This is a genomic window from Achromobacter pulmonis (assembly GCF_021733725.1).
GTDB classification, from domain to species: Bacteria; Pseudomonadota; Gammaproteobacteria; order Burkholderiales; family Burkholderiaceae_B; genus Achromobacter; species Achromobacter pulmonis.
Map to the genome: position 1 here is coordinate 3,006,148 of NZ_JAIFOT010000001.1, position 11,840 is coordinate 3,017,987.

General features: G+C 67.7%; 12 protein-coding genes. 9 read left to right on the forward strand and 3 right to left on the reverse strand.

The annotated features are described in order from the left end of the window. The first annotated feature begins 86 nt into the window (after positions 1-86). The 4 genes from K2W61_RS13870 (at position 87) to K2W61_RS13885 (ending at position 1,998) form a co-directional block, all read left to right on the forward strand. Positions 87-758 carry a hypothetical protein gene (locus tag K2W61_RS13870; protein WP_175133659.1) on the forward strand — a complete coding sequence of 224 codons (672 nt, stop codon included), beginning with the start codon at positions 87-89 and terminating at the stop codon, positions 756-758. Positions 759-840: 82 nt separating this feature from the next. Next, positions 841-1,158 (forward strand): ElaB/YgaM/YqjD family protein, encoded by a 318-nt coding sequence (locus K2W61_RS13875; protein WP_006390876.1) that lies wholly within the window; start codon positions 841-843, stop codon positions 1,156-1,158. 67 nt (positions 1,159-1,225) lie between these two features. Beyond that, complete coding sequence (locus K2W61_RS13880; protein WP_175133642.1) at positions 1,226-1,642, forward strand: phage holin family protein; 417 nt, start codon at positions 1,226-1,228, stop codon at positions 1,640-1,642. Further along, complete coding sequence (locus K2W61_RS13885) at positions 1,639-1,998, forward strand: hypothetical protein (protein ID WP_175133643.1); 360 nt, start codon at positions 1,639-1,641, stop codon at positions 1,996-1,998. The genes K2W61_RS13880 and K2W61_RS13885 overlap by 4 nt, the downstream gene beginning before the upstream one ends. A gap of 106 nt (positions 1,999-2,104) precedes the next feature. On the opposite strand, the gene ubiD is transcribed toward K2W61_RS13885, so the two are convergent. Next, positions 2,105-3,649 (reverse strand): 4-hydroxy-3-polyprenylbenzoate decarboxylase, encoded by a 1,545-nt coding sequence (gene ubiD, locus K2W61_RS13890; RefSeq protein ID WP_175141671.1) that lies wholly within the window; start codon positions 3,647-3,649, stop codon positions 2,105-2,107. 83 nt (positions 3,650-3,732) lie between these two features. Between ubiD and K2W61_RS13895 the strand changes: the two genes are divergently transcribed. Beyond that, positions 3,733-4,548: a lytic transglycosylase domain-containing protein gene (locus K2W61_RS13895; RefSeq protein ID WP_175133645.1), complete on the forward strand. Its 816-nt coding sequence runs from the start codon at positions 3,733-3,735 to the stop codon at positions 4,546-4,548. A 75-nt stretch (positions 4,549-4,623) separates the two neighbouring features. Here K2W61_RS13895 and K2W61_RS13900 read toward each other — a convergent pair whose 3' ends face one another. Continuing rightward, complete coding sequence (locus K2W61_RS13900) at positions 4,624-5,784, reverse strand: pyridoxal phosphate-dependent aminotransferase (RefSeq protein WP_175133646.1); 1,161 nt, start codon at positions 5,782-5,784, stop codon at positions 4,624-4,626. 44 nt (positions 5,785-5,828) lie between these two features. On the opposite strand from K2W61_RS13900, the gene K2W61_RS13905 reads away from it, so the two are divergent. The 4 genes from K2W61_RS13905 to K2W61_RS13920 all read left to right on the forward strand — a co-directional run bounded on the left by K2W61_RS13905 (position 5,829) and on the right by K2W61_RS13920 (position 10,838). Continuing rightward, entirely contained in the window at positions 5,829-6,728 is a 900-nt protein-coding gene (locus K2W61_RS13905; protein ID WP_236755848.1) for an FAD-binding protein, read from the forward strand. Between the two features lie 141 nt (positions 6,729-6,869). Next, positions 6,870-9,158 carry an NADP-dependent malic enzyme gene (locus K2W61_RS13910; RefSeq protein ID WP_236755850.1) on the forward strand — a complete coding sequence of 763 codons (2,289 nt, stop codon included), beginning with the start codon at positions 6,870-6,872 and terminating at the stop codon, positions 9,156-9,158. Further along, positions 9,139-10,374, forward strand: a complete 1,236-nt coding sequence (locus K2W61_RS13915) for a patatin-like phospholipase family protein (RefSeq protein ID WP_236755852.1) — start codon at positions 9,139-9,141, stop codon at positions 10,372-10,374. Before K2W61_RS13910 ends, K2W61_RS13915 begins: the two co-directional genes overlap by 20 nt. Then, the gene (locus tag K2W61_RS13920; protein ID WP_175133878.1) at positions 10,371-10,838 is read left to right on the forward strand and encodes a barstar family protein; all 468 of its coding nucleotides are present in this window, start codon (positions 10,371-10,373) and stop codon (positions 10,836-10,838) included. The genes K2W61_RS13915 and K2W61_RS13920 overlap by 4 nt, the downstream gene beginning before the upstream one ends. Before the next feature lie 11 nt (positions 10,839-10,849). On the opposite strand, the gene K2W61_RS13925 is transcribed toward K2W61_RS13920, so the two are convergent. Then, positions 10,850-11,581, reverse strand: coding sequence for a 16S rRNA (uracil(1498)-N(3))-methyltransferase (locus K2W61_RS13925; protein ID WP_236755853.1), 732 nt, complete (start codon positions 11,579-11,581; stop codon positions 10,850-10,852). Positions 11,582-11,840 lie beyond the last annotated feature (259 nt).

Genomic DNA, 11,840 nt, shown 5'->3' on the forward strand with positions numbered 1-11,840 from the left:
CCTGTCCTGGATTTCTGGAGTGGCTTGTGGTGTTGCGAAAATTGGCATCCCTGGTGATTGTGGCTGGCGCGCTGGGCGCGGCCGGCATGGCGCAGGCCGGCGTCTGCGATGCGCAGTTCATGCACGACGGCGGGGCGGTCCAGCTCACCGGCTCGGGCAACATCGCGCTGGGCGCCGACCTGACCTTCGCCGAGGTTACAAAAAGCAATGGCGACAATTGCCGCGCCCGCGTGCAGGGGGTGGCCCGGTTCAGCTACGCGGGCCTGCCGCCCGGCAAGTCCCGGCTCGATTACCTGATGACCGTCAAGGGCGGCCAGGCCACTTTCCTCAAGTACGCCAGCGCCGGTGAAGCGCCGCGGCCGGCCGAAGGCCAGTTCGACCTGCGCATGCTCGGACTGTTCGCCTACGACGGCAAGCTGAGCGCCGGCCAGAAGTTGCCGGGCAACTCGTTCCGTCTGAAAATAGGCAAGGAAGCGCCGGTTGGCGGCCAGCCCAGCACCACGGTCCGCATCGGCGACAAGACCGTGGGCCGCGCCGCCGCCCTGAATACCGCGCTGGGCCGGCAGTCCTGCCATCCCATCACCTATACGCGCAATTCCGATCCCACCATGGCCACCTTCCAGGGGTTGACCATTCCGATTCCCGGCATGAAAACCACTGTGACCGATTGGTACTGCCCGGCGGTCAACCTGGTGATGAAGCAGGACATCGACCAGGGCGGCGTGAGGTCCGCGGTTGAGATTACGCAAATCAAGTAGCACACGGTAGCAAGCCGGCCTGGACCCTCGCGGGGCGGCTGGTATGATGATTTCGTCATAGACACAAACAGGAGCTCAAAACATGGCAACGAGAAAATCCGAAGACGTCGCAAAAGAAAAACTCATCGACAGTGTCAAGACCAGCCTGAACGATGCCGAAAGCCTGCTGCGCGAAGCGGCCAGCAGCACGGGCGACAAGGCGACCGAATTGCGCGAACGCGCCATGACTTCGCTCAAGCGCACCCGCGAAGCCCTTTATGAAGCGCAGGACGCGGTGCTCGAACGCGGTCGCAAGGCGGCGCGCGCCACCGACGACTACGTGCACGACAATCCTTGGCAAGCCATCGGCATCGCAGGCGTGACCGGCCTGCTGCTCGGCTTGCTGATCAGCCGCCGCTGACCAGGCAGGACACCGGGCGGGCGGCGCCGGCTGTTGGCCGGCTCTCCCGCCCGGTGTCCTTTTGTCCATGGGTCTACGCAAATCTGTCTTTGGCGTGGCGTCCAGCCTGGTCGGGCTGATGCGCACGCGCCTGGAACTGCTGGCGCTGGAAGCGGCGGGCGAGAAGGCGCGCCTGCTCAAGTTGCTGGGCATGGCGTTCGCCGCCTTGCTGTTCCTGACGCTGGCGGTGCTGGTGTTCACCATCACGGTCGCGGTGGCGTTCTGGCCGACCGAAGACCGCTACCTGGCGCTGGGCCTGCTGGCGGCTTTCTATCTGGTGGTGGGGGTGGCGCTGCTGCTGGGGGTGCGCCACGGCCTGGTCTATGGGCCGCCGCCGTTCGCCGCCACCCTCGAAGAGCTGGGCCGTGACGCCGAATTGCTCGAACGGGTGCGCGAAGCCCAGGACGATGACCGCGCGCAGCGGCGCCAGGAGGACGGATCATGACGAGAAGATCCCCTGCTGTCGACCGCGCCGTGCGCATTGAACTGCTGCGCGCCCGCGCCGCAATCGAGCGCGAATCGCTGGCGCAGGACATCGCGTCGGCCGCGCGCAAGCTCGAACCGGCGGCGCTGTTCAAGAGTTTCCTGCCCGGGCTGTCGTCGGGCGGCGCCTCGCGTTGGGCCATGCAGGCCCTGGGCCTGGCGCGGCGCTATCCCTTCATCAGTTCGTCTCTGTCGGCCCTGTTCATGCGGGGCGGCGGCAAGTCCAAGCTGCTCAAGATCGCCGGCGGCGCGCTGGTGGGCTGGCAATTGTTCAAGGTCTGGCGCGATTCGCGCGACGATCGCGACGACGGGCGCTGATCCGGCCCTTCATGCCCAGTCAAAGCAAAACCCCGCCGGCTTGATTCCGGCGGGGTTTTTTCATGAGGCGCGCAATGCCGTCCGGGCGACAGGCCGCGCATCGGGGCTATAGCCCCAATTGCCCCCACATGTCATCGACCCGCTTCTTGACGTCCGCATCCATGGCAATGGGCGTGCCCCATTCGCGCTGGGTCTCGCCCGGCCACTTGTTGGTGGCGTCCAGGCCCATCTTGCCGCCCAGGCCGGAGACCGGCGAGGCGAAGTCCAGGTAGTCGATGGGCGTGTTCTCGACCAGCAGCGTGTCGCGCACCGGATCCATGCGGGTGGTCATGGCCCACACCACTTCCTTCCAGTCGCGCGGGTTGATGTCCTCGTCGACGACCACGATGAACTTGGTGTACATGAACTGGCGCAGGATGCTCCACAGCCCGAACATGACGCGTTTGGCGTGGCCGGCATACTGCTTGCGGATCGAGACCACCGCCAGGCGGTAGCTGCAGCCCTCGGGCGGCAGGTAGAAATCGACGATTTCCGGCAGTTGGCGCCGCAGCAGCGGCACGAACACTTCGTTGAGCGCCACGCCGAGCACGGCGGGCTCGTCGGGCGGCTTGCCGGTGTAGGTGGAGTGGTAGATGGGGTTGCGGCGCATGGTGATGCGCTCGACCGTGAACACCGGGAACCAGTCCTGCTCGTTGTAGTAGCCGGTGTGATCGCCGTACGGGCCTTCCAGCGCCATCTCGTAGCCGCTGTCGGGCGGCGGATTGACGCCGTCGGGCACCACGGGGGCGATGGCGCGCGGATCGGACGCCGGCAGCAGGTGGCCTTCCAGCACGATCTCGGCCCAGGCCGGCACCGACAGGTTGCTGCCCAGCGCCTGCGCCACCTCGGTGCGCGAGCCGCGCAGCAGGCCGGCGAACTGGTATTCGGACAGGCTGTCCGGCACCGGCGTGACCGCGCCCAGGGTGGTGGCCGGGTCGGCGCCCAGCGCCACGGCTACCGGGAAGGGCGTGCCGGGATGGGCCAGCGCGTGATCGCGGAAGTCGAGCGCGCCGCCGCGGTGCGACAGCCAGCGCATGATCAGCTTGTTCGGGCCCAGCAGTTGCTGGCGGTAGATGCCCAGGTTCTGGCGGCGGGCGTTGGGGCCGCGCGTGATCACCAGGCCCCAGGTCAGCAGCGGCGCCACGTCGCCGGGCCAGCAGGTCTGGATCGGCAGGCGCGTCAGGTCCACGTCCTTGCCTTCCCAGACGATTTCCTGGCAGGCGGGGCTTTTGACGGTCTTGGGGCTCATGTCCCACAGCGCCGACTTCAGCATCGACACCTTGGCCAGCGCGTCGCGCAGACCCTTGGGCGCCTCGGGCTCGCGCAGCGAGGCCAGCAGCTCGCCGATGTCGCGCAGCGCGCTGACGTCGTCGGCGCCCATGCCGCGCGCCACCCGCGACGGCGTGCCGAACAGGTTGGCCAATACCGGCATCTCGGCCGGCCGGCCCTCGTGCAGGGGCTTTTCGAACAATAGGGCGGGGCCTTCGGCGCGCAGCACGCGGTCGGAAATTTCGGTCATTTCCAGGCGCGTCGAGACCGGCGCGGCAATGCGTTTGAGCTCGCCCATGCGTTCGAGTTGGGCGAGGAAGTCTCTAAGGTCGCGGTATTTCACTACAGATCCCGGCGATTTGGTTACATTTTGGGGAGAAAGAGAGGTTAACATTGACTCCCTCTTTTTTAACGCAGGAGGTTTCCATGCCCGATGCGTCAGTGGCCAGCCTGTTCAGGAACATGGCCCAAGGAGTGCACCAATATCTTGCCGAATCGCTGCGCATCTGCTCCGTCTATCTGGGCATCGCGGTGATCGTGACGGTAAGCATGGGATTCGCCCTGCCTGGTTTGCGCGACCAGGCATTGCAAGTGCACAAAGCCTTGTTGACCGCCCTCGCGCCTTCATCCATGCAGGCCGGTATCGATGCCGAGACCGGGACCGAATTCGGCGCCGACACATCGTCGGCGATTGCCATGGCCGTACCCACCGCGCCGTCCAGCAATGCGACCGGCATGCTCGGGCCTGCCCGCAGCGCGCCCGCCGCGGCCCAGAAGCCCGCGGCCGCCACCGGCGCGCAGGCCGAAGCCTTGCGCAACTATATTTCGCGCAAATACAAGGTGGCCTATGACGCCACCGGCCCGCTCCTGAACACCGTGTACCGGGTCGGCCGCGAAAAGAAACTGGACCCGCTGCTGTTGCTGGCGGTGATCGCCATCGAGTCGCGCTACAACCCCCTGGCCGAAAGCCATGTGGGCGCGCAGGGCCTGATGCAGGTGATGACCAGCGTGCACCAGGATAAATTCGATGCCGTGGGCAAGAATCCGCTGGACCCGACCGCCAACATCATGGTCGGCGCGACGATCCTGAGGGACTGCATCAACCGGCGCGGGTCGGTGGATGGCGGCCTGGCGTGTTATGTCGGCTCGACCGGGCCGGATGACAACGGCTATGGCGCCAAGGTGCAGGCCGAGCGGCGGCGGCTGGCGCTGGCGTCGGGGATCGCCTTGGCGCGGGACTGACTTGCCTTTGGATCGAGGCTTTCGCCGAGTGACACGGATAAGGGCCGCTCCAGTTGGAGCGGCCTTTTTCCTGATTTATCCGCCCAGCAGCTTGCCCATGCGGGCCACGGCTTCTTCCAGGCGGTCCAGGCCCGTCGCGTAGGAGAAGCGCATGGTGTGGTCACCGTGGGCGGGGCCGAAATCCAGGCCGGGGACGGCGGCGATGCCGGCTTCGAGCAGCAGGCGTTGCGAGAAGCTGGCGCTATCGGTGCCGAGGCCGCTGATGTCCGCGTAGATGTAGAAGGCGCCATCGGGCTTGACCGGGACCTTCAGGCCGAGGCGGTCGAATTCGGGCAACAGGTAGTCGCGGCGCTGCTTGAAGGCTTCGCGGCGATGCTCGAAGGTGCGCAGGGCGTCAGGCGTGAAGCAGGCCAGGGCGGCGTGCTGCGCCAGGGTGGGGGCGCAGATGGCCAGGCTGCCGGCTATTTTCTCGACCGGCGCGACCATGGCCTCGGGCACGATCATCCAGCCCAGGCGCCAGCCGGTCATGTGGAAATACTTCGAGAAGCTGTTGATGACGATGATGTCGTCATCCAGGGTCAGCGCGGAACGCGGCTGGCCTTCGTAGGACAGCCCCAGGTAGATTTCATCGACGATGGCGAAACCCTGTCGGGCCCGCACGTCGGCCAGCAGCTGAGCCAGCTCGCCGTGGTCGATGGAGGTTCCGGTGGGGTTGCTGGGCGAGGCCACCAGCACGCCCTGGGTGGCGGGGGTCCAGTGGCGGGCCACGTCCCGTGCCGACAGCTGAAAGCGCTGGTCGGCCGAGCTGGGAATCAGGCGCGGCCGCCCGCCCGCGGCCAGCACGAAGTTGCTGTTGGCGGGATACGAGGGGTCCGGCATCAGGACTTCCGCGCCGGGATTGACCAGGGCCGCGCAGGCCAGGGTCAGCGCGCCCGAGGCGCCAGCGGTGACGATGACGCGCCGGGGGTCGACCGTGGCGCCGAACTGGTCATGGTAGAAATGGGCAATGGCCTCGCGCAGCGGCATCAGGCCGGCGGGCGCGCTGTAGCCGCTGTGGCCGGCCCGGGCCGCGCGCTGCAGCGCTTCCACGACCTGGGGCGGCGCGGTAAAGTCCGGTTCGCCGATGCCCAGGCTGATGATGTCCTTGCCCGCCGCCTGCAGCGCTTGCGCCTGCTTGAACAATTCAACCACCTGGAAGGTCAGGAATTCTTGGGTGCGGGCGGCAAGGCGGGGCATCTGAATCTCGAAGGCTACTTGAAGCGGAATAGGGAATTGTAGTCATGCAGCCATCTCGTCGCGCTTTTCTCCTGGGCCGGCGGCCCGTCCGGACGCCCTGGGCGACTTTCCTGCAGCGGCTGGCGCTGATGTGTCAGGGCGCCGCGCGCGATCTCGGCGAGGCGCCGGGGCTGGGTCCGCGCGCGCTGCTGACGCCGCTGCGCGATGACGATGTGGCGCATGCCCGCGCCCTGTGCGCCGAGTATGGCGTGGTGCTGGCGCTGGACGAGGCCCAGGGGCCATTCGCCCCGGTCGCCGGGCCATTGCTGTGGGTCGACCCTGGCAGCCTGGCGGGCATGGCGCGGTTGGCCGGGCCGGCGCCGCGCTGGCGCGTCCAGCCGGGCGTGCCGCTGGCGGCCTTGGTCCAGGCGGGCCTGCCCCAGTTCGCGGGGTTGCCCGGCGCCATGACGCTGGCGCAATGGCTGGCGGCACCCGCTGCGTGGCCGGCGGGCGGCTGCGCCGATTCCGGCGTGCTGGCGGTCGACCTGCTGCTGGCCGATGGGGTGGAGGAAACGTTGGGGCCTTTTGGCGCCGACGACGTGCAACCGTTGCGGTCGGCCACCGTGCAGCGGCTGGTGCCCGCGCTGTTTCAATTGGCCGGCGGTGAACTGGCCGGCGCTTGCCGTTCGGCCGCGGCCTGGCGCGCGCGCTACCGGCTGGACGCGTTGACGCCGCGGGCGCCGGCAAGCGTGAACCTGGCGCATCTGCTGCTGGGACACGGGGGGACGCTGGGGTGGGTGCGGGCGGTGACGCTGACCGCCGCGGCCGCGCCGGGAGCCGATGCCGGAGAACCGCCCGCCGCCGCCGGGCAGGCCCTGGCCCTGCAGGCGCGGATCAAGACCCTGTTCGACCCCTCTGGGCGTTTTCCCGAATTGGCGGCACGCGCGGATGGCGACAATTTGTAAGCCGGGGGTAAGATGGGCGGCGCCCGTGGCCAGGCCGGGGGCGCGCGCCGCCGGCGGCGCCGGGGAACGTTTCGCCCGGTCCGCCATCGGAATAGAATTGCCCCCTTTCCGTGATCCTCACTCTAGCCAGTAGCCGCCCCTATGGATGCCAACCTCCGCAAAGCCGCCCTTGAATACCACGAGCACGGCCGCCCCGGCAAAATCTCGGTCACCCCGACCAAGCAGCTCACCAACCAGCGCGACCTGGCCCTGGCCTATTCGCCCGGCGTGGCGGCGGCCTGTGAGGAAATCGTGGCGGACCCGACCAATGTGTTCCGCTACACCGCGCGCGGCAACCTGGTGGGCGTGATCACCAACGGCACTGCGGTGCTGGGCCTGGGCAATATCGGCGCGCTGGCCTCCAAGCCGGTGATGGAAGGCAAGGCGGTGCTGTTCAAGAAATTCGCCGGCCTGGACGTGTTCGACATCGAGATCAACGAAACCGACCCGGACAAGCTGGTCGAGATCATCGCCGGGCTGGAAGCCACGTTCGGCGGCATCAACCTCGAAGACATCAAGGCGCCGGAGTGCTTCACGGTCGAGCGCAAGCTGCGCGAGCGCATGAAGATCCCCGTCTTCCACGATGACCAGCACGGCACCGCGATCTGTGTGTCCGCCGCCTTCATCAATGGCCTGAAGGTGGTGGGCAAGGACATCGACAAGGTCAAGGTGGTCACGTCGGGCGCCGGCGCGGCCGCGCTGGCCTGCCTGGATCTGATGGTGGATCTGGGCTTGCCGCTGGAGAACATCTGGGTCACCGACATCGAAGGCGTGGTCTACGAAGGCCGCACCGTGCTGATGGACCCGGACAAGGCGCGCTTCGCGCAGAAGACCGAGGCGCGCAAGCTGGCCGAAGTCATCGAGGGCGCGGACGTGTTCCTGGGTCTGTCGGCCGGCGGCGTGCTCAAGCCCGAGATGGTCGCCAAGATGGGCCCGCGCCCGCTGATCCTGGCGCTGGCCAATCCCACGCCGGAAATCCTGCCCGAGCTGGCGCATTCGGTGCGCGACGACGTGGTGATGGCGACTGGCCGTTCGGACTACCCGAACCAGGTCAACAACGTGCTGTGCTTTCCGTACATCTTCCGCGGCGCGCTGGACGTGGGCGCCACGACCATCACGCGCGAAATGGAAAAGGCGGCGGTCTACGCCATCGCCGAGTTGGCCGAGGAAGAACAGAACGAAGTGGTGGCCGCGGCCTATGGCACGTTCGACATTTCGTTCGGCCCTGAATACCTGATTCCCAAGCCGTTCGATCCGCGCCTGATCGTGCGCATCGCCCCGGCGGTGGCCAAGGCCGCCATGGAGGGCGGCGTGGCCACGCGCCCGCTGGCCGACCTGGAAGCCTACGAAGAGCAACTGCAGCAATTCGTGTACCACTCCGGCGCCTTCATGAAGCCGCTGTTCTCGGCCGCCAAGCGCATCGTGCGCGAAGGCGGTCCGGCCCGCATCGTGTTCGCCGAGGGCGAAGACGAACGCGTGCTGCGCGCGGTGCAGGTGGTGGTGGACGAGGGCCTGGCGCGCCCCATCCTGGTGGGCCGCCCTGCCGTGCTGCTGACCCGCATCGAGAAACTGGGCCTGCGCCTGCGCCTGGGCGAGGACGTCGAGGTCACCAACCCCGAATACGACGAACGCTTCCACCAGTACTGGACCACATATTGGGAGCGCATGTGCCGCCGCGGCATCACCAAGGAAATGGCGCGCGTGGAAATGCGCCGCCGCATGACCCTGATCGGCGCGATGATGGTGCACCTGGGCGACGCCGAGGGCATGGTCTGCGGCACGGTCGGCGCCTACCACGACCACCTGCGCTTCATCGACGAAGTCATCGGCCGCCGGCCGGGCCGCAACGTCTATGCCGCGATGAACATCCTGCTGCTCAACGAGCGCACCGTGGTGCTGGTGGACACGCACGTCAACGATGAGCCCACGGCCGAGCAGATCGCCGAGTTCACCATCGCCGCGGCCAAGGAGATGCAGCGCATGTTCCTGGCGCCCAAGGTGGCGCTGCTGTCGCGCTCGAACTTCGGTTCGGGCAGTTCGGCATCGGGCGCCAAGATGCGCCGCGCGCTGGAGCTGGTGCGCGAGGCCGCACCTGACCTGGAGATCGACGGCGAGATGCACGGCGATTGCGCGCTGGACGAGGCGCTGCGCCTGCGCATCCTGCCGTCCTCGACGCTCAAGGGCGAGGCCAACCTGCTGGTGTGCCCGAACGTGGACGCCGGCAACATCGCCTACAACCTGCTCAAGACGGCCGCCGGCGGCAACGTGGCGGTGGGCCCGATCCTGCTGGGCGCCAATGCGCCGGTGCACATCCTGACTTCCAGCTCGACCGTGCGCCGCATCGTCAACATGACCGCGATGACGGTGGTCGATGCCAATACCCCGCGTTGAAGTCAACAATGGCGGTCCGGCGTGCCCGCGCGCGCCGGTCGGCCTGGTCCTGACCGGGGGCGGTGCCCGCGCCGCCTATCAGGTCGGGGTGCTCAGTGCCATCATGGAACTGCTGGACCCCGACTGGCATTCGCGCTTCAAGAACCCTTTCGACATCATTTGCGGCACTTCGGCCGGCGCCATCAATGCGGCCGCGCTGGCCTGCCGCGCCGAGCGGCCGCACCTGGGAGTGCGCCGCATCCGCCGGCTGTGGTCGTCGCTTAACACCGACATGATCTACCGGGCCGACGCGCCCGGCCTGATCCGCACCGGTGTGCGCTGGCTGGGCCTGCTGTCGCTGGGATGGATGTATTCCGGCCTGACGCGCAAGCGGCCCCAGTCGCTGCTGGACAACAGCCCGATGCAGGCCTTGCTGGACCGTGTGTTGAATTTCGACCACTTGCAGTCGGGCCTGGAAAGCGGCGCCCTGTCGGCGCTGGCGATCACGGCCTCGGGCTACACCAGCGGCGAGCATTTGACCTTCTACCAGGCACACACGCCGATCGAGCCGTGGCATCGCTACCTGCGGCTGGCCATTCCGACGCCGATCACGGTCGATCACCTGATGGCGTCATCCGCCATTCCGTTCGTTTTTCCGGCCAGGCAGATCACCGTGCATGGCAAGGGCGAGTGGTGCGGCGATGGCTCCATGCGGCAATTGGCGCCGATCAGCCCCGCCATCCACCTGGGCGCGCACCGGGTGCTGGTGATCGGCACCGGGTTTCGCGACGATACCCATCCGGAACATCGCGAGGATGCGCCGCCGTATCCCTCCTTGGCCCAGGTCGGCGGCCACGCCCTGTCCAGCATCTTCCTGGACGGCCTGTCGATGGACATCGAACGCCTGGAGCGGATGAACCACCTGGTCGAGCTGGTGCCCCCCCACAAGGGCGGCGAGCCGGTCACGGTGCGCCGCATCCAGGTGCTGACGATCACCCCGAGCCGTTCGCTCGATGCGCTGGCGCTGGAGCATATGGACGATATGCCGCCCCAGGCCCGTGCCCTTTTTCGCGTACTCGGTGTATCGTCCGATCCAAGCCGCCCTGGGGGCGGCGCGCTGATGTCATACCTATTGTTCGAGTCCAGCTACACCAAGCGATTGATCGAACTGGGTTATGCCGATACGATGCAGCGTAACGAGGAAGTGATCGCCTTTTTCAAGGAGGCACAGGCATGACGCGCAATGCCCAATCTACCCTGCAGCGGCAGTTGAAGCGAGGTGGAGCGCTGCCCCATGAAGGGTTGGACAAAAAGGCCGTGGTCGATGCCGCGCACGAACTCGGCCTGGCGCTGTTCGTGGCCAATTGCGACCCGGCGCGCAGCCGTTCCGCGGTGCTGCGCGCCATCGTCAAGGCGGTGGATTTTCCCGAGTATTTCGGCGGCAATCTCGACGCGCTCTATGACTGCCTGTGCGACACCGTGCTGGATCACAAGACCGGCGTGGTGCTGTGGCTGTACAAGCTGCACTCCGGCGACCCGGCGCTGGAGGAAGACGCCGCCCGCATCGAATCGGTGTGCGCCGACGCCGCCGAATTCGCCCACGAGAACGGCCGCACCTTCGCGTATGTGATCGAACACGCGGGCAAGCATCCGGACCCCGAACCCGGCGTGGCCGCCGCGCCCTACGGCGAGAACCACTGAACGTTTCGCCGCTACCAGCCCAGCACGGCGCTGGCGGCGGATATCAATGCCAATCCGGCGGTCTCGGTGCGCAGCACCCGTGGGCCGAACCTGACGGCGTGCACGCCCGCCTCGCGCGCCTGGGCCAATTCCTTGTCCGACCAGCCCCCTTCGGGGCCGACCAGCAGCGTCAGGGACGCCAGGCCAGGCGTGGCGCCAAGCAGACCGGCCACGTCGGTGTCGGCCTCCGGGTGGCATAACAGACGCAGGCCGTCGGTAGGCTGCGCCAGCCAGTCGGCCAGCGCCACGGGCGCGTCGACCGCCATCAGGCGGTTGCGGCCGCATTGCTCGGCGGCCGACTGGGCGATGCGCTGCCAGTGGGTCACCCTTTTTTCCAGGCGCGGGCCAGTCAGCTGCAGCACGCTGCGCTGCGCGGCGATGGGACAGACCCGGGCGGCGCCCAGTTCCACGGCCTTTTCCACCACCCAGTCCATCTTGTCGCCGGACGGCAGGCCCTGCACCAGGGTGATGCGCCCGGCCAACTCGGCTTCGCGCGGATCGAACGCGCCCAGTTGGGCGAAGCCGGCCTTGCCCTCGATGTCCAGCACCGCCGGATATTCGCCGCCCTGGCCGTTGAACAGCACCACGGTTTCGCCCGCGCGCAGCCGCAGCACCCGGATGGCGTGGTGCGCCAGGGACTCGGGCAGGGCGATGCGGGCGCCGGCGGACAAGGGAGCGTCGCAGAAGAAGCGGGGAGCGGACATGGGTGTTGCAGTAATGGACGGACGGCGGACGTGGGGCAGGGCGCAGGCCCCGGGGCCGCAGGCTGGGGCGGCCCGGCTACAGGTTACCTGAGAGGTTGGCTGAGCGTGTAGCCTACCACCTCGATGCCCCGGCCGATCAGGTTGGCGGCGCGGGAACGACGCCATGCCATTGGGGTTGCCACCCTTGGAGCCCATGTTTCACCCAGGGGGCATCGTCCATCTGGCGGACCCCGCCAGCGGCCGCCGGCCGGGCCATCCC